This is a genomic window from Brenneria nigrifluens DSM 30175 = ATCC 13028 (assembly GCF_005484965.1).
Classification (GTDB): Bacteria; Pseudomonadota; Gammaproteobacteria; order Enterobacterales; family Enterobacteriaceae; genus Brenneria; species Brenneria nigrifluens.
Map to the genome: position 1 here is coordinate 3,298,901 of NZ_CP034036.1, position 22,925 is coordinate 3,321,825.

Here is a 22,925-nt window from a genome sequence, read left to right on the forward strand (position 1 = left end):
ACAGGAGCAAACGATGCTGAATGAAAAAACCGCGGCGCCGGACGGCCGGCCGTTTCAGTTGACCTGGTTACAGAATGCGGCCGGGATGCGCGTTTGCCTGATGGACTGGGGCGCCACCTGGCTTTCCTGTCAGCTTCCCATCCAGGACGGCGTCCGGGAGGTGCTGCTGGGCTGCGCGTCGCCGGAGCAGTATCCACAACAAAGCACCTATCTCGGCGCCTCGATCGGCCGTTACGCCAACCGTATCGCCAACGCCACGATCCGTCGCGGTGATGAGATCTTCCTCCTGGCCGCCAATCAGGACCAGCATCAGCTGCACGGCGGACCGCAAGGGTTCCACACCCGGCGCTGGCGCACTCTCAGTCAGGATGCGTCGCACGTCACCTATCAGCTCTATTCGCCGGATGGCGATCAGGGCTATCCGGGTCAGCTTAACGCCCAGGTATGTTATCGGCTGAGCGAAAATAACGCGCTGGAAATCGTCTATCAGGCCACCGCGGAGAAACCCTGTCCGGTGTGCCTGACCAATCACGCCTATTTTAACCTCGACGGCAGCCCGGGCGACGTACGGCAACATCAGCTGCAACTGTTCGCGGATTATTATCTGCCGGTAAACCCCGCGGGTATCCCCGGCGACCATCTCGCTCAGGTACAGGGCGGCGGGATGGATTTCCGGCGGCCTAAAACGCTGGCGCAGGACTTTCTGCGCGACCAGGATCAGATTGCCGTCGGCGGCTACGATCATGCCTATCTGCTGCACGGCACCTGCGGCGCCAGTGAAAGTCCGGCGGCGAATCTGTGGTCGTCCGATAGGCGGGTGTTAATGAGCGTATTTACCAGCGCCCCTGCCTTACAGCTCTACAGCGGAAACTTCCTGGCCGGTACGCCGTCGCGGGAAGGCGGCGGCTATGAAAATTACGCCGGGATAGCGCTGGAAAGCGAATTTCTGCCCGACAGCCCCAATCACCCGGAGTGGCCGCAGCCAGACTGCTGGCTGCGGCCGGGACAGGTTTACCGCTCCGACACGACTTACCAGTTTTTTTCGCAGTAGCCGACGATTAGCGGTCACGAACGCCGAAGGCACCGCGCAGCGGCGCGATTTCCCGCGAAAAGCCAGGGGTCACGGGGCGACGGCGATTGAGCCGCCCCGTGTCGGGCGCGTGCTGCGACGGTCACAGAAATCGTTTTAGGTTAGTGCGCACGAAACCCTCACTGCGCTTACAGAAACGTCTTCCCCAAATTTTGGGATTATTTTTACCCCCGCCAATTTACAAATCTCTTCAATTCCGTGCTTGCCCGGCACAAATCCCGGCGATTACACTGAGATAACTCTCTGTAAGGAAACGTTATGTCAGCATCCCGTTTATCGCCGTCGTTCATTCATCATCTGCGCAACAAAGGTAGGTGGGGATGGCTGTTGGCGTTATGCTGGCTGTTTCTGAATGCGCAACTGGCCATCGCCGGGCATCAATGCGATTTGGCCGTCAGCCCCGATTCCCCGCTGATGCAGCATCAGGCGCATCTGCAACAGACAACCTCTCATCGCGCTCACCATCACCATGATGCGATGCCGACACCCGCGGCCGACCAGCAAACGCCGCTGTGCGAGAAACACTGCGTGCCGGACTCCATCAAGAAGGATAACGCCTCCCTGGTGTTGCTGGCTATTCCGGTCAGCAGCGAACTGGCCCTGGCCGATCAGCCGCATGCGGTCAACTGCGCCAGCGAGGCCTGGCTTTCTCCCCCCGCCGCCGGTCCCCCGGCTGAAATCCGTTTCTGCCGCTTTAGAGAATAGCTCCACGATAGATGACCAACCTGCGCCATCAGGCGTAATTGATTGTTATTCATCGTTTTTATGGAGCTATTATTATGCGCATCACTCATACGGCGTTTCTCGCCTGTCTGCTTGTCTCTTCCCCGCTGTGGGCTAACGACCATCAGCACCACGCCGCGATCCCTGCGGATACCGCCGCCAAGGCCTATCAGGCCAGCGGTACGGTTAAACAGTGGAACGCCGACAGCGTCACCATCGCCCACCGTCCGATTGCCGATTTGCATTGGCCGGCGATGACCATGGCGTTCCGGCTGCCGCAGCCGTCCGGCAAATTTGCGCCGTTGCCGGCGGAGACCTCCGTGGCGTTCAGTTTTACCCAGAGCAACAGCGGCTATACCCTGACCGCGATTACGCCACAGCAAAAATAACCGGGGAAAGAACATGAACATATCCAAGCGGCTCTCAACCAGGGCGTGGCTGGCGATGTTGCTGTGGCTGCCTGTCGCCTCCTTTGCGGCGGATCTGGACCTTGAACAGGCTTTACAGGCGGCGGAACGCTATTCCGCCGACCTGTCGGCCAATCAGCACCAGATCCGCGCGCTGCAAAACATGGCCGACTCCGCCACGCAGCTCCCCGATCCGCAACTCAAGTTCGGCGTGGAAAACCTGCCGTTAGGCGGCAATAACGGCAGCCGCCTAACGCGTGAAGGCATGACGATGCAGCGTATCGGCGTTATGCAAACCTATGTCAGCAGCAGCAAACGCGACAACAAGGCGCGGACTTTCCGCGTGGAAGCCGACAGCCTGCGCAGCAATCACGACATCATTCGCGCCCGGCTGCAACGGGAAACCGCTCAGGCCTGGCTGGAACTGGCGCTGTCGCGACAGGCGCTGCAAGACGTGCGCTCGCTGGTCAACGAAAGCCAGCGGCAGATCGCACTGCAAAAAGCCGGCGTCGCCGCGGGAGGAGAAGCCAGCAGCGTGCTGGATGCCCGCCTGACGCTGGCGGAGATGCAGGATAAATTGGCCGATGCCGAACGGGACGTGCAGATAGCGAAAGCCAGAATGGTGCAGCTTACCGGCGTGCCGGATATCAACGTGCGCGGCGCGCTGCCCCGCATCGAACGTTTACCCGCCTCCCCTGACCAACTGAGTAAAACCATCCACCTGCACCCGGAAATGCAACTGGCGCAGCGCGAATCCGAACTGGCTCAGGCGCGGTCGGCGCAGTCCGCGGTGGCGGCCATCCCCGACGTGGGCGTCGAGATCTATTACGCCAAACGCGGAGATAACTACGACGATATGGCCGGCATGATGGTGACGGTCGACCTGCCGCTGTTTAAATCCCAACGGCAGGATAAAGACTACGCCGCCGACGTGGCCCGCAGCCAGGAGGCCCGCGACCGAGTGCTGTTGACCGGCCGGGAGCATCAGGCGCAGCTCGATACGCTGATAGCACAGTATCAGGCGGCCCAGTCACGCTGGCAGCGCCAGAAAAATGAGGTGCTTCCCCTCCAGCAGCAGCGCAACAAGCTGATGCAGGCCCAGTATCAGTCCGGCGGCAGCAACCTTGCCGACGTACTGGAGGCGCGGCGCGCCATGCTGGAAAGCCAAATCGCCACGCTGAACGCCACGCGGGAAATGGCGCAGCTTTGGGCGGCCATTCGCTATCTGACGCCACAGGGGAACCCATTACAATGAATAAGCCATTAACTCTCGGCCTGCTTACCCTGGCGATCGTCAGCGCTGTCGGCGGCGGTTATTTCTGGGGCAGCCAGCAATATCGGGCGGCGGCGCCCGCCTCTCCGGCTGCGGCCGAACGTCCCGTGCTGTACTGGTACGATCCGATGGTGCCCGATAAACGCTTCGATAAACCGGGTAAATCGCCATTTATGGATATGCAGCTGGTTCCGCGTTACGCCGATGAGGCGCAGGACGACGGCGGCGTGACCATCAGCGCCCGCCAGCAGCAGAATCTGGGGGTGCGCATCGCCCGGGCGGAAATACGCACCGTCAACGCGCAAACGTCGGGCTATGGCACCGTGGCGCTGAATGAACGCGGTCTGCGCACACTGGTCGCCCCCAGCGGCGGCATTGTCGAACTGCTTGCGGTGAACGCGCCGCAACAGCAGGTGAAGCAAGGGGAAACGCTGGCTACGCTGTGGAACCCGGCCTGGGCGGCGGCGCAGCAGGAGTATCTGGCGGTGCGACAATTCGGCGACGCTTCGCTGACGCAGGCGGCGCGGCAAAAGCTGGCGCTGTCGTTTATGCCGGAAGCGGTGATTCGCCAGGTGGAGCGCAGCGGCAAGCCGCAGCCGCGCATGACGATTACCGCGCCGCAGGCCGGTTACGTGAATAAGCTGGAAGTACGCGCCGGGATGCAGCTCACCCCGGCGCAGCCGTTATTCGAATTGGCAAGTCTGGACCCGGTCTGGGTGGAAGTGGATTACCCGGAAGCCCAGGCCGCGCAGCTGAGCGTCGGCAGCGAGGTGACCGCCGGCAGCAGCGCCTGGCCGGGAAAAACCTTCAGCGGAAAAGTCAGCGAGCTGCTGCCGATGCTGGACAGCGCCACCAGAACGCTGAAAGCCCGCGTCATCCTGGAGAACCCCGAGCATCAGCTAAAACCGGGCATGTACCTCTCCGTACGGATTGCCGGCCCGCAGCCGCAACGGCTATTGATGATACCGCAACAGGCCTTGCTGGTGAGCGGCAGCCACAACCGGGTACTGCTGAGCGAAGGGGACGGCCATTTCGTACCGCGCAACGTCACCGTCGGCATCACCCACAACGACTGGACGGAAATCACCGCCGGGCTGAACGAAGGCGACAGCGTCGTGACGTCAGGTCAGTTCCTGATTGACTCCGAGGCCAGCCTGCGCAGCTCGCTTGCCCAGTTTGGCGATGCGCAGCAGGATAACGATGAGGCAAATAGCGCCGGCTATCAGACGCAGGGGGTGATCAAGGCTATCAACGGCAATCAGCTCACCATCGAGCATGACGCCGTGCCGACGCTTAACTGGTCGCCGATGACCATGGATTTCACCCTGCCGCCAGAGGGCCTGCCGCCGGGTATCGGCATCGGCAGCCAGGTCGACTTTCATTTCCGCATGGACGACGGCGGCATTCATATTCAGCAGATCTCGCCCCTTGGCGCGCCCCACGCCGGGCATGGAGGCCACCGATGATCGCCTACGTTATCCGCTGGTCGTTGAAAAACCGGCTGCTGGTGCTACTGGCCGCGTTGCTTATGGCGGCCTGGGGGGTAATTTCCCTGCAGAAAACGCCGCTGGACGCCCTCCCCGATCTTTCCGACGTGCAGGTGATCATTCGCGTCAGCTATCCGGGCAAAGCCCCTCAGGTGGTGGAAAATCAGGTTACCTATCCCCTGACCACCACCATGCTGTCGGTGCCGGGGGCGAAAACGGTGCGCGGCTTCTCGATGTTCGGCGATGCCTACGTCTATATTCTGTTCGAGGACGGCACCGATCCTTACTGGGCGCGTTCCCGGGTGCTGGAATACCTCAGCCAGGTGCAGTCCAGCCTGCCGGCGGAAGCCAAAACCGCGCTGGGGCCGGATGCCACCGGCGTCGGCTGGATCTATGAATACGCCCTGGTGGACCGCAGCGGTAAACATAGCCTGGCCGATCTGCGCGGCCTGCAGGACTGGCTGCTCAGGTTCGAACTGAAAACCGTGCCTAACGTCGCCGAGGTCGCCAGCGTCGGCGGCATGGTGAAGCAGTACCAGGTGGTGGTCGATCCCGAGCGAATGCGCACGCAAAATATTACCCATCAGCAGATTATCAGCGCCATTCAGGCGGCGAATCAGGAGAGCGGCGGCTCGGTGCTGGAGCTGGGGGAAGCGGAATATATGGTGCGCACCTCCGGCTATCTGCACAGCGCGCAGGATTTCAATCAGGTGGTGATTACCGTGCGTAACGGCATTCCGGTGTTGCTGCAGGACGTCGCCACCCTACGGGAAGGGCCGGAAATGCGCCGGGGCATCGCCGAGCTGAACGGCGAAGGGGAAGTGGCGGGCGGCATCATTGTGCTGCGCTATGGCAAAAACGCCCTGGAAACCCTGCATGCGGTCAAGGCGCGGCTAAATGAAATCCAGAAAAGCCTGCCCGCCGGGGTGGAAATCGTCCCCACCTACGACCGCTCGCAGCTGATTGAACACGCCATCGAAACGCTCAGTCATAAGTTACTGGAAGAGTTTGCGGTGGTGGCGGTGATTTGCGCCCTGTTTCTGTTCCATTTCCGCTCGGCGCTGGTGGCGATTATCAGCCTGCCGCTGGGCATCCTCGGGGCATTTATTATCATGCGCTATCAGGGGGTTAATGCCAACATCATGTCGCTGGGCGGTATCGCCATCGCCATCGGTGCCATGGTGGACGCGGCCATCGTCATGATAGAAAACATGCATAAGGTGGTTGAGCAGTGGCGTCACGATCACCCGGGGGAAACGCCGCGCGAGAAGGACTGGTGGCGACTGACCGAGCGCGCCGCCACCGAAGTCGGCCCGGCGCTGTTTTGCAGCCTGCTGATCATCACGCTGTCGTTTGTGCCGGTATTTTCGCTGGAAGCGCAGGAGGGACGCATGTTTTCCCCGCTGGCTTTCACCAAAACCTATGCTATGGCGGTGGCCGCCGGGCTGGGGATCACCCTGGTGCCGGTGCTGATGGGCTATTTCGTGCGCGGGAAAATCCCCGATGAGCAGGCTAATCCGCTCAATCGCTGGCTGATCGCCGCCTATCACCCGGTGCTGCAGAAAGTGCTGAGCTTCCCCAAAACCACCCTGCTGATTTCCGGCGCATTACTGCTGCTGACCCTGTTCCCCCTCAGCCGCCTCGGCAGTGAATTTATGCCGCCGCTGGATGAGGGGGATCTGCTGTATATGCCGTCGACCCTGCCCGGTATCTCCGCCCGGGAAGCAGCACGGCTATTGCAGCAGACCGACCGGCTGATCAAAACCGTTCCCGAGGTCGAGTCGGTTTTTGGTAAAGCCGGCAGAGCGGAAACCGCCACCGACCCCGCGCCGCTAACCATGCTGGAAAGCACCATTCGCCTGAAACCGCGCGATCAGTGGCGATCGGGAATGACCATGGACAAGCTGATCGCCGAACTGGACGCCACCGTCAACCTGCCGGGGATCGCCAACGTCTGGGTGCCGCCGATCCGCAACCGTCTGGATATGCTGGCGACCGGCATCAAAAGTCCGGTGGGCATCAAGGTGAACGGCAATAACCTGCAGGATATCGAACGTATTGCGGCGCAAATCGAACGGGTGGTGAAAAACGTGCCGGGCGTGACGTCCGCCCTGGCCGAACGTCTGGCCGGCGGCCGCTATATAGATATCGATATCGACCGCCAGCGGGCCGCCCGCTATGGCGTGTCGGTGGAAGAGTTGCAGTCGCTGGTGGCGACCTTGATCGGCGGGCAGAATATCGGCGAAACCATTGAAGGGCGCCAGCGCTACCCCATCAATATCCGCTATCCGCGCGAATTGCGCGACTCGCTGGAAAAGCTGCGGGATTTACCGGTGGTGACGCAGAGCGGCGCCCGGGTTGCCCTGGCCGAACTGGCGAATATCCGCGTCAGTGAAGGTCCGCCGATGCTGAAAAGCGAGAACGGCCGCCTGTCCGACTGGATTTACGTCGACCTGCGCGGCCGGGATCTGAAATCGGCCGTAGAGGAAATGCAGCAGGTCGTTGCGCAGCAGGTGACGCTGCCGGAAGGGGTTTCGCTCAGTTGGTCGGGGCAGTTCGAATATCTGGAGCGCGCGACGGAGAAAATGAAAATCGTCGTGCCCTTCACGCTGCTGATTATTTTCGTGCTGCTGTATGTCACCTTTAACCGGGTCAAGGATGCCCTGCTGATTATGGCGACCCTGCCCTTTGCGCTAATCGGCGGCGTCTGGCTGCTGTATATCCTCGGCTATAATCTCTCTGTGGCCGGCGCGGTGGGATTTATCGCCCTGGCGGGCGTCTCGGCCGAATTTGGCGTTATTATGTTGCTGTATCTCAATCATGCGGTGGAAAAACATCGCCTGCCGGGACAGCCGTTATCACGGCAGCAACTGATGGACGCCATCCATGAAGGGGCGGTACTGCGGGTACGGCCGAAAATGATGACCGTCGCGACCATTATGGCCGGCCTGCTGCCCATTATGTGGGGCGGCGGCAGCGGTTCGGAAATCATGCAGCGCATCGCCGCGCCGATGATCGGCGGAATGGTCAGCGCGCCGCTGCTTTCCATGCTGGTGATCCCGGCGGTGTATCTGTTATTGCATAGGATCGATGCGCAATAGCTGAAACGATAAAGCTGGAGCGTGATTTTGAACAAATATCGGGCTGATAAATCGCGCTGCCGGCGACTATCGATTGCCGATAACCGTTTTCCGCCCCTATAATGGGGCCAATTATCACAGAAATCTTAGCACATGAAGGAGTTTAGCTATGGCTGTAACTAAGCTGGTACTGGTACGACACGGTGAAAGTCAGTGGAACAACGAAAACCGTTTCACCGGCTGGTACGACGTTGATCTGTCCGACAAGGGCCGTACAGAAGCGAAAGCCGCAGGCAAGTTGCTTAAAGACGAAGGTTTTTCCTTTGACTTCGCCTACACCTCCGTGCTGAAACGCGCCATCCATACGCTGTGGAGCATACTGGACGAGCTGGATCAAGCCTGGCTGCCGGTGGAGAAATCCTGGAAGCTGAACGAGCGTCACTACGGCGCGCTGCAAGGGCTGAACAAAGCGGAAACCGCTGAAAAATACGGCGACGATCAGGTGAAACAGTGGCGTCGCGGCTTTGCGGTTACGCCGCCGGAACTGACTCGCGATGACGAGCGTTTTCCGGGACACGACCCGCGTTACGCCTCTCTGAGCGACAAAGAGCTGCCGCTGACCGAAAGCCTGGCGCTGACCATTGAGCGCGTGGTTCCCTACTGGAACGAAACCATTCTGCCGCGCATCAAAAGCGGCGAGCGCGTGATTATCGCCGCTCACGGCAACTCGCTGCGCGCGCTGGTTAAATACCTGGATAATCTGGGCGAAGATGAAATTCTTGAGCTGAATATCCCGACCGGCGTGCCGTTGGTGTATGAGTTTGACGAAAACTTCAAGCCGATCAAACGCTACTATCTGGGCAACCAGGATGAAATCGCCGCTAAAGCGGCGGCGGTAGCCAATCAGGGTAAAGCCAAGTAAGTATCCTGAACAGATAAAAAATCGCCGGGAGCGATTTTCAACGTCGCTTGCGACGGCCCGTCATAAAAAACCCGGTGCCTGGCGCCGGGTTTTTTATTGACCGCCATTCAACTTACCGACTGCGACGATCGCGCACCGCGGCCGCCAGGCGGCGCAGCAGCACCTCGGTATCTTCCCAGCCGATACAAGCATCCGTCACGCTCTTGCCGTATACCAGCGGCTCGCCGCTTTCCAGGTTCTGGTTGCCTTCCACCAGATGGCTTTCCACCATCACGCCCACAATCGCTTTTTCGCCCTGCGCGATCTGGCGGCCGACGTCTTCACCCACCTCCATCTGCTTTTTGAACTGCTTGCTGCTGTTCGCGTGGCTGAAGTCGATCATCACCTGAGGCGGCAGCCCGGCTTTTTCCAGGCCGCTCTTAACCTCTTTAACGTGCTCCGCGCTGTAATTCGGCGTTTTGCCGCCGCGCAGAATAATGTGGCAATCACGGTTGCCGCTGGTATTCACGATGGCCGAATGTCCCCACTTGGTGACCGACAGGAAGCAGTGCGGCGCGCTGGCGGCGTTAATCGCGTCGATCGCCACCTTGATGGTGCCGTCGGTGCCGTTCTTGAAACCGACGGGGCAAGACAGGCCGGAAGCCAGCTCGCGGTGCACCTGGGATTCGGTGGTCCGGGCGCCGATAGCGCCCCAGCTCATCAGGTCCGCCAGATATTGCGGGGTGATCATATCCAGAAACTCGCCCGCGGCGGGCATGCCGGCATCATTGATATCCAGCAGCAACCGGCGGGCAATGCGCAGACCGTCATTGATCTGGAAGCTGTGATCCATATGAGGATCGTTAATCAACCCTTTCCATCCGACCGTGGTGCGCGGCTTTTCAAAATAAACCCGCATCACCACTTCCAAATCGTCACTCAGTTCATGACGCAGCTTAAGCAGGCGGGCGGCATATTCCTTGGCGGCTTCAGAGTCGTGAATAGAGCAAGGGCCGATAACCACCAGCAGGCGGTCGTCATTGCGGTTAAGGATTTTGTGAATGGCGGAACGCGCGAGCGATACCGTTTCTGCCGCATGGTCGGTAGCCGGGAATTTCTCCAGCAGCGCCACCGGCGGCAAAAGTTCCTTAATCTCTTTAATCCTTAAATCATCATTTTGGTAATTCATCATCATTCCATCAATTCCAGGGCGGTATTTTACACCGCTCCCGATGCGCCATCCCTATGCAAGATAGCCGTAAGATTGAAAAAAAACCGTTCAGCGTGCAGACTGGCTATTATATATCAAGCCGACGACTTCAGGGCGTTGAAATAGATCGAGTCTGCATACGACGGCTACCCAAAGGATGAACGCGCCAGGTTGGCGCTTTCTGCTCATTGCCGGCTTACAGGCTGCGCGATAACGGCCTGGAGCGGTTTTCTCCGGCGCTTTTAATCCACAGCCAGGAGCCGTTCAAGGCGATCAGCGTCAGAATGGCGTATTCCACCGCCATGGCGTAAACCCCCTGATAGGCGAAAATCACCACGCTGATCACATCAATAACCACCCATAGCAGCCAGTTTTCCACGTATTTACGCGTCATTAGGATCATGGCGACGATCGACAAGACCATCATGGTGGAATCCCAGAACGGGAAAGCATCCGGCTGTAACTCCGGCATCTGCGCGCCCAGTCCCAGCGCCTGCATAGCGGAGACCGCGATACGCGTCAGCACGGCGAATACCGCGTCGATGTAGCGGGTCATCAGCCCGATGGCCACCACACACACCGCGGCCCAAGCGAGCAGTTTCGGCAGCGGCAGCCAGCGGACCTTAAGCTCCAACTGATTCGCATCCGTCTTGCGCGACCAGGCGTACCAGCCATAAATATTGGCGGCAAAAAAGAAAATCTGTAACAGCAGACTGGCGTAGAGCTGGATCTGGAAAAAAATCACCGCAAACAGCGTGACATTAATCAAACCAAATAAATAGTTAATGGTTTTTTCCTGACTTGCCAGCCAGATACAAAGCAGCCCGAATAGCGTGCCTATCGCCTCTATCCAGGAAAGATCGTATCCCCCCGCCCCCAAAGGGATATGAACCAAAATATTACCGGTACTGAAAAAATCCATCTCGCCATCCTGTCTCAATAATCATCCACAAGGTTATTTTTAGGTATATACCCTAAATAATTCGAGTTGCAGGAAGGCGGCGACGCAACGAATCCCCGGGAGCTTACACCAGTAAGTGACCGGGGTGAGTGAGGAAAGCCAACACACCTGCAGCTTGAAGTATGACGGGTATATCAATGTATAAGCATAAATAAAAACCACAATCCATCAGGCATTGCCGCGTACGCGCAACTTCAGTGTAGCAGCAAACTCAAGCATTCGATTCAGCGGAACCAGCGCGCCTTCCCTTAGCGCCGCATCGACATGAATTTCATGCGTTTCGCCACTCTGTTCCAGGCCTTCGGCAATCGCCTGCAACCCGTTCATCGCCATCCAGGGACAGTGCGCGCAGCTGCGGCAGGTCGCCCCCTCGCCGGCGGTCGGCGCTTCCAGCAGGGTTTTGCCCGGACACGCCTGCTGCATTTTGTAAAAAATGCCGCGATCGGTGGCCACAATCAGCTCCCGCTGCGGCAGGGTTCTGGCGGCCTGAATAAGCTGGCTGGTGGAGCCGACGGCATCGGCCATCTCCACCACGCTGTGCGGCGATTCCGGATGCACTAAAATAGCGGCGTCGGGATACAGTATTTTCATACGCCTTAAGGCCTGGGTTTTAAATTCATCATGCACGATGCAGGCCCCCTGCCAGCACAGCACATCGGCGCCGGTTTGCTTCTGCACATAGCTTCCCAGGTGGCGATCCGGCGCCCAGATAATCTTTTCACCCAAGCTATCCAGATGTTCAATCAGCTCCACCGCGATACTGGAGGTGACCACCCAGTCGGCACGCGCTTTTACCGCCGCCGACGTATTGGCGTACACCACCACGGTGCGGTCGGGATGCGCGTCGCAAAAGCGGTTGAAGGCTTCAATGGGGCAGCCGAGATCGAGCGAGCATTCGGCCTCGAGCGTCGGCATCAGCACGGTTTTTTCCGGGTTAAGGATCTTTGCCGTTTCGCCCATAAAACGCACGCCCGCCACCAACAGCGTCGAGGCGGGGTGCGTGCTGCCAAAGCGCGCCATCTCCAACGAGTCGGCGACGCAACCGCCGCTTTCCTCCGCCAGGGATTGAATTTCCGGATCGGTATAGTAGTGCGCCACCATCACCGCATCGCGCTGCCGCAATAACGTTTTTATTCTGCTACGGTAGCGTTGCTTTGCTTCATCCGATAACGGTTTAGGCTTCGCCGGAAAGGGATAAATAGTTTCATTGCTATCAAAAAGGATGCTCATTATGGATTTCCATGATGGACAACACAGAGGCCTGAAAACGCAAAACCGCACCATTCACGCCGTGGTGTTTTTTATCCTAAACAAATTAGCGAAAAAAAAGCGCGAAGTCGCTCTATTTTTACATAAATATCGTTTTTTTGTTTATTGCATTAAAAAATTGCCGCTTGCAGCGGCCCGCAGGATGACGGGCAGGAAACCCGTCATAAAAAACCGCTAACGCCAGGTTTGAGCTTTAGGAAAAAAACCGATGCCAATACAGCGATATAGGGATAACCAGAAATAGCGCGGGGAGAAAGTTCACCACGGCGAAGGTCTTAATCTGCGCAATCCGCAGCCCCACCGCAATCATGATAATGCCGCCGCAGGCGGAGAAATCGCCTGCCGTGACCACCGTCATAAACGGCATAATCAGCTTGGCGGAAAAGAACAGCAGCGACTGGACAATAAGCTGGGGGATAGCGATCGACATAACCGCAAGGCCCAGTGTAATGGAAAAAATCAACGCGGTGAAAATATCCAGCGCGGATTTGATAATCAGCAACTGGTAGTCGCCGTTTAACCCTTCGGTCAGCGCCCCGACCACCCCGGTGCCGCTGGCGCAGAACAGCACGATAAGCGCGGTAAAATTCTGCGCGTAAACCTCCTGCGGCAGGCGGTGCTCAGGCGCCGGAACGATACGGCTGAGCGCGCGTTGCACCGCCGTCCCCGCTTTCTGTACCCCATACTCCATACGCAATAGTTCGCCGGCCGCGACGCCAATGATGATCGCCAGCGCCACCGCGGGCAACTGCTGCACTTTAATAACCAGCGTAACACCCATTGCTATCGACACCATGGCGAATGCCGGCGGCAGCCCGTCTTGCAAGCGCTGCGGGATAAAACGCCGCAGCACGATGCCAAGCCCGCCGCCGATAATAATGGCGGCTGCATTAATCAAAGGACCGATCATAAAACTCCCTTACCACTGCTATCGTGCTTACCTCGTAACATATAACCACAACTGACGGCTATACGCTCCCACGGAGGACTAAAGAAACGTAATATACAGCAAACCGTCGGATAGCGGGGAAACGGTCATGGCTGAATATGGGGTGGGTGGTGCAACAAATGCGCTTCAAAAGGGAATATTGCGAATATTGGTGGGTCGTGCAGGATGACTCGGCCTACGGCCTCGCCCCTTCGGGCCAACGCTTGACGCGTTGTTCAAAATCGACGATGTCGATTTTGTCGAACCTTACGGTTCTCATCCTTCACGATTCTAAGTCACTTTCTTAATTTGAAATTGGTGGGTCGTGCAGGATTCGAACCTGCGACCAATTGATTAAAAGTCAACTGCTCTACCAACTGAGCTAACGACCCGCAATGCGGAACTGCTGAAAAACCTACTGCTGAAATGGTGGGTCGTGCAGGATTCGAACCTGCGACCAATTGATTAAAAGTCAACTGCTCTACCAACTGAGCTAACGACCCAAATTTCATGCTGCTTCAGGCATTTCGTTCATGCCTTGGCAACGGCGGCATATATTACTAACTTAAATTTTCAGCGCAACCTATTTTCCATAAAAACGGTTCGACTGCTTATTCTTCACACGTTCAGGCACAAAAATTGCTCATAAGGAGCAACTTTTGCGCTTGAGGAAAGGAGATCAAGAGGCTGATAAGCGCTTTTGCGCCTGCTTCGCGCTTTCAGTATTGGGATAGGCTTTTACCACCTGCTGGTAAACGGCTTTGGCTTTGTCAAGCTGCCCTTTTTCCTGCATGATCACCCCGACCTTCAACAACGCTTCCGCGCTTTTCGGAGATTTGGGGTAGTTTTTTACCACATTGGCAAAGTAGTAGGCGGCATCGTCTTTCTTCCCCTTGTTGTAATTCAACTGCCCGAGCCAGTATTGGGCGTTGGGCTGGTAGGTTGAATCCGGGTATTTCTTGACGAAAGCCTGAAATGCGCTGATGGCCTGATCGTACTGTTTTTTCTCCAGCACCAGGGCGACAGCCTCATTGTAATCGCTGTTTGCATCACCGCTACCGGCCGGCGCGCTATTGTCGGCGCCGCTATCCGCCGTCGGCGCGCTCGGCGTCGGCGTCGCGGCCGGCGATGAGCTTAAGCCATCAATTTGCTGATAAATCTGTTTTTGCCGCTCCACCACCTGATTCAGCTGGTACTGACTTTCCTGAATCTGCCCGCGCAAATTATCGATATCGCGTTGCGTGTCGGAAAGCTGTTGCTGAAGTTGGGTTAATAGCTGACTGTGAGCGTTGGAAATACGCTCCAATTGAGTGACTCGATCTTCCACCGAGCCAGAGCCGGCATTACTGATTGGCGCTGCCTGGGCAGTAGCGGCCCACAGGACCGCTACGCCAACCAGTAACGACAGACCCAACGAGTGACGTCTGAAGTTACCGATCATGCGATTCTCTTAATATACCAGGACGGCACGACGGTTTTTGGCATAGGCCGCTTCGTCATGACCCAGAACGGCTGGTTTTTCTTTACCGTAAGATACGATAGAGATTTGGTCGGAAGAAACGCCTTTACCCTGCAGGTACATTTGTACCGCGTTGGCGCGGCGCTCGCCCAGAGCGATGTTGTATTCCGGCGTACCGCGTTCATCCGCGTGACCTTCGATGGTCACTTTGTAAGACGGGTTGCTGCGCAGGAATGCCGCATGCGCGTCCAGCAGTTGAGCGAAATCAGAGCGAATATCGTACTTGTCCAGATCGAAGTAAACGATATTGTTACGCTGTAATTCCTGCACCTGCAGACGAGCCTGCTCGGAAGAAGAGCCACTGCCGTTCTCAAAACCGCTGCCGCTACCGCCGGCGCCGATGGAGGATTGGTCGCTATCCGCATTTTTATTAGAACTACATGCGGCAACTGCCAGTACCGGCAGAGCCAACATCAGGCCTTTCAGCACTTTATTGAATTGCATCTGTTTGTGTCCTTTAAATAGTTTATTGTACATATCTGCACTTATAGATACGGCGACCAGGCAGGAAATTTGACCTGTCCATCAGTAGCCGGAAGACGCGCTTTGAAACGCCCATCCGTCGAAACCAGCTGTAACACCGAACCCAGCCCCTGTTTGGAGCTATAGATAACCATGGTGCCATTAGGCGCGATACTTGGCGTTTCGTCCAGGAACGTGTCCGTTAATACTTGCACGGCGCCCGTTACCAGATCCTGTTTGGCAATATGCTGAACGCCGGCGTTGGAGCTCACCATTACCAGAAATTTACCGTCGGCGCTCACTTCAGAATCCTGATTTTGGGCACCTTCCCAAGTCAGACGCTGAGGCGAACCGCCGTTGACATTCGTTTTATAAACCTGAGGACGACCGGCCTGATCCGAAGTATAGGCCAGGGTCTGGTTATCCGGGAACCAGCTGGGTTCGGTGTTGTTGCTGCGCCCGTCGGTTACCTGGCTGATTTGACCGGACCCCAGATTCATCACATACAGATTCAGGCTGCCGCTTTTCGACAAGGCAAACGCCAGCTTGCTGCCGTCAGGAGAGAAAGAAGGCGCCCCGTTGTGACGCGGGAAAGAGGCGATCTGACGGATGGCGCCGTTCGCCAGCGTTTGCACCACCAGCGCCGAACGTCCGCTTTCAAAGGTCACATAAGCCAGTTTGCTGCCGTCCGGCGACCATGCCGGAGACATTAGCGGTTCGGGAGAACGGTGAACCACAAACTGGTTATGGCCGTCATAGTCCGCGACGCGCAGTTCAAAAGGGAACTGGCCGCCATTGGTCTGCACCACATAGGCGATACGGGTACGGAAGGCGCCCTTGATGCCGCTCAGTTTTTCAAACACCTCGTCGCTGGCGGTATGCGCGGCGTAGCGCAGCCACTGCCTGGTGACCTTGAACTGGTTCTGCGCCAAAACGGTTCCCGGATTAGCGGCGGTATCCACCAGCTGGTAGGAAATAACATAGCTGCCGTCGGCGCTGGGCTGCACCTGTCCGACAACCACGGCATCAATGCCCAGCGCCGTCCAGGCGGCCGGCGTTACCTCGGATGCGGTGGCGGGTTGCTGGGGCATACGGCCGGCATCAATCGGGTTGAACTTGCCGCTGTTGCGTAAATCGGCGCCGACAATGCCGCCGATATCCTCAGGCGCGGCGCCCGGTCCCGCCCATTTAAAGGGAACGACGCCGATCGGACGCGCCGAGTCCACCCCCTGGGTAATTTCGATGCGCACTTCCGCATGCAGCGCCACGGCCCACAGCATTAAAAAACTTAATGCGACCTTAAGTACCTGCTTCATTTAATCTCCCTTATCCAGACGCAGCGTCTGCGATAATTAGCAGAATTTTAACAAAAACAAACCAATGTCAACAAAACACTATAACCTGGTTTGTTTACCATAGTAATAATCTTAAACCCATATCGGTAAACGGCCCGGTTACTGCGGTTTAAAGTCTATCGGCGCATTTTTGAAAGCCTCATACACATCCGAACTTGGCGGCTTCGGAATTCTGGCCTGTTTCGCCGCGGCAATCGCCGCCTGGCACAAGGCGGGATCGCCGCCTTCAGCATTCACATCAATTAGCAGACCGTCCGGCGCCAGTTTGATGCGCAACGTGCAGGTCCGTCCTTTATACAGCTGCCAGTCATAAAACTTGTTCTGGATCGCCGCGCGCACCTGACTGCCGTAGCTGTCCAACGCCGCGCCGGATGCGCCGCTTTGCCTGTTGTTTCCCGTTCCCGCCGGCGCGCCGCCGCCCGACCTGGGCGCGTTTTTTGACGATGCCAGCCCGCCAAGCAGGTCATCAACGGTGTTTTCCTGTTTGGCGGCTTCCGCGGCGGCCCTCTTTTTATCTTCCGCCGCTTTTTTAGCCGCGGCGGCGGCCTCGGCTTTCTTCGCCGCGTCCGCGGCCGCTTTTTGTTTCGCCAACTCGGCGGCTTTGGCCGCTTCCGCTTTAGCCGCCTCCTGCGCTTTCTGCTTCGCGGCTTCCGCGGCGGCTTTGGCTTCCTCTTCCGCCTTTTTCTTCGCCGCCGCCGCGGCCGCTTGGCGTTGAATTTCTTCTTCGGCTTTTCTCTTCGCCTCGGCGGCTGCCTTCGCCTGCTGTTCCGCTTCCGCCCTGGCTTTGGCCGCCGCGGCCTCGGCCTGTTGCTGCTGTTCCTTCGCCTGCTGCGCGGCATCTTCAGCTTGCTTACGCTGCACGGCCTGCTCCTGCGCCTGCCGTTTAGCCTCTTCCTGCGCCTGCAGGCGCTCTTTTTCCAACTCTTTCAGCCGCTGCTGCTCCGCCGCCTGTTTCTGCTGCAGCTCTTCGGCCTGCTGCTCCGCCTGCCTTTTACGCAGCTGCTCGGAGCGCTGTGCGTCGGTCTGCTGTTGCTGCTGGCGGTTGTATTGCTCGACAACGGCGCTCGGATCGACCATAACGGCATCAATGGATGAACCGCCGCCGCCTCCGCTGGCATCCATCGTTTGCGTGAATGAACTCCAGATCAGCAAAGCAATCAGTAAGATATGCAGAACCACCGAAATAATAACGGCGCGTTTCAGCTTATCGTTTTGTTCGGTTGCTTTTAGCACAATCGATTCCCAAAAACAGTATTGCCAACAATATGCCCGACGATCGTCACGCTGTTTCAGATCGGTTGCGTCATCAGCCCGACGGACTTGACCCCGGCCTGATGCAGCAGGTTCAGCGCCTTGATGATTTCATCATAAGGAACATCTTTCGCGCCGCCAATCAAAAATACCGCTTTCGGGTTGGCCGCCAGCCGCGCCTGCGCTTCGGCCACCACCTGTTCCGCCGGAAGCTGTTCCATCCGGTTCTGCTCAATCACCAGACTGTATTGCCCGACGCCTGACACTTCAACAATCACCGGAGGATTATCACTGCCGGAAACCGTCTTTGAATCCGTCGCCTCCGGCAGATCGACCTCCACGCTCTGGGTGATGATGGGGGCCGTCGCCATAAAAATCAGCAACAACACCAGCAGCACGTCCAGCAGCGGAACAATGTTGATCTCGGATTTCAGTTCACGACGGCCTCTGCGTACTCGTGCCATGATCCCCCCTGATTATTTGCTGTTATCGCTGGAGAAGGCTTGACGATGCAGGATGGCGATAAACTCTTCCATAAAGTTGTCATAGTTCTGCTCCAGCTTGTTCACCCGCTGATTAAGGCGGTTATACGCCATAACCGCGGGGATAGCGGCGAACAGACCGATCGCCGTTGCAATCAACGCCTCGGCGATACCGGGCGCAACCATTTGCAACGTCGCCTGCTTTACCGCCCCCAGGGCGATGAAAGCGTGCATAATCCCCCACACCGTGCCAAACAGGCCGATATACGGGCTGATGGAGCCGACGGTTCCCAAAAACGGAATATGGGTTTCCAACGTCTCCAGCTCACGATTCATGGAAATACGCATCGCCCGCGACGCCCCTTCCACTACCGCTTCCGGCGCATGGCTGTTGGCGCGATGCAAGCGTGCAAACTCTTTGAACCCGGAATAGAAGATTTGTTCTGTTCCCGTCAGACTGTCGCGACGCGTCTGACTCTCCTGATACAGGCGGGACAGCTCGATACCTGACCAAAATTTATCTTCAAACGCTTCAGCATCGCGCGTCGCCGCATTCAGGATACGGGTGCGCTGGATGATGATCGCCCAGGAAGCAATGGAAAAACAGATTAAAATCAGCATGATTAGTTTGACCAGAAGGCTAGCCTTCAGGAACAAATCAAGAACATTCATGTCAGTCACTGCTTGAACTCCGCGACAATAGACTTAGGAAGCGCGATCGGCTTCATTTGGTGTGGATCGATGCATGCGGCCAAAACTTCAGCCTGACTCAACAAGCTGCCGCATGAATTGAGAATGCGCTGTGAGAAAGTCAGAGAAGCGCCGCGCATCGCGATGATTTCGCTTTGCACTTCCAACAGATCGTCAAGGCGCGCGGGGGAAAAGTACTCCACCGACATGCGGCGAACGACAAAAGCAATATGTTCGCTCATCAACGCCTGCTGGTGAAAATTGCGTTCACGCAACATTTCCGTTCTCGCCCGTTCATAAAAGGCGACATAACGCGCGTGATAAACAACACCACCTGCATCAGTATCTTCAAAGTAGACCCGAACTGGCCAGCGGAATAACGTCTTACTCACTCTACATCCCGGCAATGCGATAAACATCGTTACTATACGCAAGAGGAATGAGGTTGGGAATGGATTGCAACAGCGGAGAGAAAATAATTATGGGTTGCAGACAACCCATAACCAAATGGAATAGTCAGCGGGATTAGCTGAAGAAGTAATACAGGCCGAGCGCCAGAATGACAAAGGCCGGAAGCGGACTGAAAAAAGCGCGCCAGCGCAACCGCCGCGGGCGAAACCCCACCCCGTGGACCACGCCGGCGCACACCGCCCAGATCAGCAACAGCCCCTGCCATACCGATAATTCGCTGGTTCTTGCCGCAAAGCGGGCGGGATCCCAGAAAACACACCCGGCCGCCGCCAGCGCCATGATCAGGGAAAGAGCCCGAATCGGGCTCTTATCCATCAGGCGGTATAGCTTATCCACCAGATCGCTCATTGCGTTTTATCGTCGGTCGCTTTGCTTGCCTCGCTCTGCTCAAGCGCCAGGGCGGTAATAATCCCCAGCGAGCAAGCAAGAAGCGTTCCGAGTATCCAGGCAAAATACCACATAAATTAAGCTCCTTACTTAGTACAGCGAGTGGGTGTTCTGCTCAATATGTTCTTTGGTAATCCGTCCGAACATTTTGTAGTAACACCACGCGGTATAGGAAAGCACAATCGGGACGAAGATAATCGCCACCACCGTCATCACTTTCAGGGTCAGCAGGCTTGAGGTCGCATCCCACATCGTCAGGCTGACGTTGGGCACGGTGACCGACGGCATAATGAACGGAAACATCGCCACGCCCGCCGTCAGAATCACGCACGCGATGGTCAGGGATGAGAACAGGAACGCGAACGCGCCTTTCTCCAGCCGGGCGGAAGTGATTGTCAGCAGCGGTAATATCACGCCCAGCAACGGAATCGCCCACAGCACCGGATGATTGTTGAAGTTAATCAGCCAGGCGCCCGCCTGTTGGGCGACTTCTTTATGCAACGGGTTGGACTCGGCGGCGGTATTGATGGCGGAAGTCACCACATAACCGTCAATGCCGTAAACCACCCAGACGCCCGCCAGGGCGAAAGTCACCAGCATGACCAGCGCGGAAAACTGCGCCGCCGATTTTGCACGCACATGCAAATCGCCGGTGGTGCGCATCATCAGATAGGTCGCCCCCTGCGCTACGATCATCGTCAGGCTGACAATGCCGGTCAGTAACCCGAACGGGTTCAGCAACTGGAAGAAGTTGCCGGTATAGTACAGGCGCAGATACTCGTCGACATGGAAAGGAACGCCCTGCAACAGATTGCCGAATGCCACGCCGATAACCACCGGCGGCACAAAGCTGCCGATGAAGATGCCCCAGTCCCACATGCCGCGCCAGCGCGGATCTTCGATTTTGGAGCGATAGTCAAAACCGACGGGGCGGAAGAACAGCGACGCCAGCACCAGGATCATGGCGATGTAGAAACCGGAAAACGCCGCGGCGTAGACCATCGGCCAGGCGGCGAACAACGCGCCGCCGGCGGTGATCAGCCACACCTGGTTGCCGTCCCAGTGCGGGGCGATGCTGTTGATCATTATACGGCGCTCGGTATCGCCCCGGCCCATCAGCCGGACCAATATCCCTACGCCCATATCAAAACCATCGGTGACGGCAAAACCAATCAGCAGAATGCCGATCAACAGCCACCAGATAAAACGCAACACTTCATATTCAAACATAGTGGACTCCTGTTTACCGTGCTTCCTGCGCAACCGTCAGCGGCTGTTCAAAGTGGTAGCGCCCCGTTTTCAGGCTGCTTGGACCCAGACGCGCATATTTGAACATCAGATACATTTCCGCCACCAGGAACAGCGTATACAGACCGCAAATCAGCGCCATAGAGAACAGGATATCCCCCGCGGTCAGTGACGAGGTGGCGACCGCGGTCGGCAGTATTTCACCGATAGCCCAGGGTTGACGCCCGTATTCGGCCACGAACCAGCCCGCTTCCACCGCAATCCACGGCAAAGGGATACCGTACAACGCGGCGCGGTGCAGCCATTTTCTTTCGCCGATTTTGCCGCGCAGCACGGTCCAGAAAGAGAGGCCGATAATCAGCAGCATCAGGATGCCGCACGCCACCATAATGCGGAAAGAGATATACAACGGCGCCACGCGCGGAATCGAGTCCTTGGTGGCCTGCAGAATTTGCGCTTCGGTCGCGTCGGAAACCTGCGGCGTATAGCGTTTCAGCAGCAGACCGTACCCCAGATCCTGTTTCGACTGGTTAAACGCTTCTTTAACCGCTGGATCGCTATTCCCGGCGCGCAGTTCCTGCAGCAGTTGGTAAGCCTTCATGCCGTTGCGGATACGAACCTGATGCTGTTCCATCAGCTCTTTCAGGCCGGTCACTTGCTTATCGGTGGAACGGGTGGCGATCAAACCAAGAACATAGGGGATCCGAATAGCATAATCGTTTTCCATGGTGCCTTGATTCGGCAGGCCGATCAGCGTGAAAGAGGCCGGCGCCGGCTGGGTTTCCCATTCGGCTTCTATCGCGGCCAGCTTGGTTTTCTGTACATCGCCCATTTCATAGCCGGATTCGTCGCCCAGTACAATAACGGAGAGCACGGAAGCCAGGCCGAAACTGGCGGCGATGGCAAAGGAACGTTTGGCAAAGGCGATGTCGCGGCCTTTCAGCAGATAGTAAGAACTGATGCCCAAAATAAACATGGCGCCGGTGCAGTAGCCCGCGGCGACGGTGTGAACGAATTTCACCTGAGCAACCGGGTTCAGCACCAGATCGGCGAAGCTCACCATTTCCATGCGCATGGTTTCAAAGTTGAAATCAGAGGCGATGGGGTTTTGCATCCAGCCGTTGGCCACCAGGATCCACAGCGCGGAGAAGTTGGAGCCCAGCGCGACCAGCCAGGTCACCGCCATATGCTGAACTTTCCCCAGCCGGTCCCAGCCGAAAAAGAACAGGCCGACGAAAGTGGACTCGAGGAAGAACGCCATCAGGCCTTCAATGGCCAGCGGAGCGCCGAAAATATCCCCGACGTAATGGGAGAAATAGGACCAGTTGGTGCCGAACTGAAACTCCATGGTCAGTCCGGTGGCAACGCCGAGGGCAAAGTTGATTGCAAATAACTTGCCCCAGAACTTGGTCATATCTTTATAGATTTGTTTGCCCGACAGCACATACACCGTTTCCATAATCGCCAGCAAAAACGCCATCCCCAGCGTTAATGGCACGAATAGAAAATGGTACATTGCGGTTAAGGCAAACTGTAAGCGTGACAGTTCGACTATATCAAACATCTTGACTCCTTGCTCCTCGCAGGAAGGTTTTAGCTTGCAGGATCTGACAAGCCACTAAACACCCGTCAGTAAACACTCAAAAAGAACACAACAAGAAATTGCTTAAGCACTGGCTTTAACAAACGCCGCTATATTTCCCGGCGCATCCAACGGCAAGCCAAAGAAAA

At 57.1% G+C, this 22,925-nt stretch carries 23 protein-coding genes, 2 tRNA genes and 1 other RNA gene; 8 read left to right on the forward strand and 18 right to left on the reverse strand.

Translation table 11 applies throughout. From position 1 onward, the window contains the following. Positions 1-13: 13 nt before the first annotated feature. The 7 genes from galM to gpmA all read left to right on the forward strand — a co-directional run bounded on the left by galM (position 14) and on the right by gpmA (position 8,982). On the forward strand, positions 14-1,051 hold the full coding sequence (gene galM / locus EH206_RS15370) for a galactose-1-epimerase (protein WP_009113747.1): 1,038 nt from the start codon (positions 14-16) through the stop codon (positions 1,049-1,051). Between the two features lie 297 nt (positions 1,052-1,348). Beyond that, a complete protein-coding gene (locus tag EH206_RS15375; protein ID WP_009113748.1) occupies positions 1,349-1,795 on the forward strand; it encodes a hypothetical protein in 447 nt (148 codons plus the stop codon). Between the two features lie 74 nt (positions 1,796-1,869). Beyond that, positions 1,870-2,202, forward strand: a complete 333-nt coding sequence (locus EH206_RS15380; protein WP_009113749.1) for a copper-binding protein — start codon at positions 1,870-1,872, stop codon at positions 2,200-2,202. Positions 2,203-2,215: 13 nt separating this feature from the next. Further along, the gene (locus EH206_RS15385; protein WP_009113750.1) at positions 2,216-3,475 is read left to right on the forward strand and encodes a TolC family protein; all 1,260 of its coding nucleotides are present in this window, start codon (positions 2,216-2,218) and stop codon (positions 3,473-3,475) included. Further along, positions 3,472-4,959 (forward strand): efflux RND transporter periplasmic adaptor subunit, encoded by a 1,488-nt coding sequence (locus EH206_RS15390; RefSeq protein ID WP_009113751.1) that lies wholly within the window; start codon positions 3,472-3,474, stop codon positions 4,957-4,959. The genes EH206_RS15385 and EH206_RS15390 overlap by 4 nt, the downstream gene beginning before the upstream one ends. Further along, positions 4,956-8,081: an efflux RND transporter permease subunit gene (locus EH206_RS15395; protein WP_009113752.1), complete on the forward strand. Its 3,126-nt coding sequence runs from the start codon at positions 4,956-4,958 to the stop codon at positions 8,079-8,081. Before EH206_RS15390 ends, EH206_RS15395 begins: the two co-directional genes overlap by 4 nt. A 148-nt stretch (positions 8,082-8,229) precedes the next feature. Beyond that, a complete protein-coding gene (gene gpmA, locus EH206_RS15400) occupies positions 8,230-8,982 on the forward strand; it encodes a 2,3-diphosphoglycerate-dependent phosphoglycerate mutase (RefSeq protein WP_009113753.1) in 753 nt (250 codons plus the stop codon). 112 nt (positions 8,983-9,094) lie between these two features. Here the strand turns inward: gpmA and aroG are convergent, their stop codons facing one another. From aroG to nadA, 3 genes are all read right to left on the reverse strand, one after another. Beyond that, positions 9,095-10,150: a 3-deoxy-7-phosphoheptulonate synthase AroG gene (gene aroG / locus EH206_RS15405; protein WP_040344003.1), complete on the reverse strand. Its 1,056-nt coding sequence runs from the start codon at positions 10,148-10,150 to the stop codon at positions 9,095-9,097. Positions 10,151-10,367: 217 nt separating this feature from the next. Next, on the reverse strand, positions 10,368-11,093 hold the full coding sequence (gene pnuC, locus EH206_RS15410; RefSeq protein WP_009113755.1) for a nicotinamide riboside transporter PnuC: 726 nt from the start codon (positions 11,091-11,093) through the stop codon (positions 10,368-10,370). Between the two features lie 207 nt (positions 11,094-11,300). Beyond that, positions 11,301-12,362, reverse strand: a complete 1,062-nt coding sequence (gene nadA / locus EH206_RS15415; RefSeq protein ID WP_009113757.1) for a quinolinate synthase NadA — start codon at positions 12,360-12,362, stop codon at positions 11,301-11,303. A gap of 1 nt (position 12,363) precedes the next feature. Here nadA and EH206_RS15420 point away from each other — a divergent pair, with 1 nt between their 5' ends. Continuing rightward, the gene (locus EH206_RS15420; RefSeq protein WP_009113758.1) at positions 12,364-12,579 is read left to right on the forward strand and encodes a hypothetical protein; all 216 of its coding nucleotides are present in this window, start codon (positions 12,364-12,366) and stop codon (positions 12,577-12,579) included. 15 nt (positions 12,580-12,594) lie between these two features. Here the strand turns inward: EH206_RS15420 and EH206_RS15425 are convergent, their stop codons facing one another. From EH206_RS15425 to cydA, 15 genes are all read right to left on the reverse strand, one after another. After that, positions 12,595-13,311: a DUF554 domain-containing protein gene (locus EH206_RS15425; protein WP_009113759.1), complete on the reverse strand. Its 717-nt coding sequence runs from the start codon at positions 13,309-13,311 to the stop codon at positions 12,595-12,597. Between the two features lie 188 nt (positions 13,312-13,499). Then, positions 13,500-13,630, reverse strand: a non-coding RNA gene (locus EH206_RS15430) — RtT sRNA. A gap of 15 nt (positions 13,631-13,645) precedes the next feature. After that, positions 13,646-13,721: transfer RNA gene (locus EH206_RS15435), tRNA-Lys, on the reverse strand. Positions 13,722-13,756: 35 nt separating this feature from the next. Beyond that, positions 13,757-13,832: transfer RNA gene (locus tag EH206_RS15440), tRNA-Lys, on the reverse strand. 176 nt (positions 13,833-14,008) lie between these two features. Beyond that, on the reverse strand, positions 14,009-14,770 hold the full coding sequence (gene cpoB / locus EH206_RS15445; RefSeq protein WP_009113760.1) for a cell division protein CpoB: 762 nt from the start codon (positions 14,768-14,770) through the stop codon (positions 14,009-14,011). A gap of 9 nt (positions 14,771-14,779) precedes the next feature. Continuing rightward, positions 14,780-15,292: a peptidoglycan-associated lipoprotein Pal gene (gene pal, locus EH206_RS15450; RefSeq protein ID WP_009113761.1), complete on the reverse strand. Its 513-nt coding sequence runs from the start codon at positions 15,290-15,292 to the stop codon at positions 14,780-14,782. Positions 15,293-15,333: 41 nt separating this feature from the next. After that, positions 15,334-16,626 carry a Tol-Pal system beta propeller repeat protein TolB gene (tolB, locus tag EH206_RS15455; RefSeq protein WP_009113762.1) on the reverse strand — a complete coding sequence of 431 codons (1,293 nt, stop codon included), beginning with the start codon at positions 16,624-16,626 and terminating at the stop codon, positions 15,334-15,336. A 138-nt stretch (positions 16,627-16,764) separates the two neighbouring features. Beyond that, on the reverse strand, positions 16,765-17,898 hold the full coding sequence (gene tolA / locus EH206_RS15460; RefSeq protein WP_009113763.1) for a cell envelope integrity protein TolA: 1,134 nt from the start codon (positions 17,896-17,898) through the stop codon (positions 16,765-16,767). Between the two features lie 56 nt (positions 17,899-17,954). Further along, the gene (tolR, locus tag EH206_RS15465) at positions 17,955-18,380 is read right to left on the reverse strand and encodes a colicin uptake protein TolR (RefSeq protein WP_009113764.1); all 426 of its coding nucleotides are present in this window, start codon (positions 18,378-18,380) and stop codon (positions 17,955-17,957) included. 12 nt (positions 18,381-18,392) lie between these two features. Beyond that, positions 18,393-19,079 carry a Tol-Pal system protein TolQ gene (gene tolQ, locus EH206_RS15470; protein WP_009113765.1) on the reverse strand — a complete coding sequence of 229 codons (687 nt, stop codon included), beginning with the start codon at positions 19,077-19,079 and terminating at the stop codon, positions 18,393-18,395. After that, entirely contained in the window at positions 19,076-19,480 is a 405-nt protein-coding gene (gene ybgC / locus EH206_RS15475) for a tol-pal system-associated acyl-CoA thioesterase (protein ID WP_009113766.1), read from the reverse strand. The genes tolQ and ybgC overlap by 4 nt, the downstream gene beginning before the upstream one ends. Positions 19,481-19,613: 133 nt before the next feature. Next, complete coding sequence (gene ybgE, locus EH206_RS15480; RefSeq protein ID WP_009113767.1) at positions 19,614-19,907, reverse strand: cyd operon protein YbgE; 294 nt, start codon at positions 19,905-19,907, stop codon at positions 19,614-19,616. Continuing rightward, complete coding sequence (gene cydX / locus EH206_RS15485; protein ID WP_009113768.1) at positions 19,904-20,020, reverse strand: cytochrome bd-I oxidase subunit CydX; 117 nt, start codon at positions 20,018-20,020, stop codon at positions 19,904-19,906. The genes ybgE and cydX overlap by 4 nt, the downstream gene beginning before the upstream one ends. 16 nt (positions 20,021-20,036) lie before the next feature. Then, entirely contained in the window at positions 20,037-21,176 is a 1,140-nt protein-coding gene (cydB, locus tag EH206_RS15490; protein WP_009113769.1) for a cytochrome d ubiquinol oxidase subunit II, read from the reverse strand. Between the two features lie 13 nt (positions 21,177-21,189). Further along, entirely contained in the window at positions 21,190-22,758 is a 1,569-nt protein-coding gene (cydA, locus tag EH206_RS15495; RefSeq protein WP_009113770.1) for a cytochrome ubiquinol oxidase subunit I, read from the reverse strand. Positions 22,759-22,925: the final 167 nt, after the last annotated feature.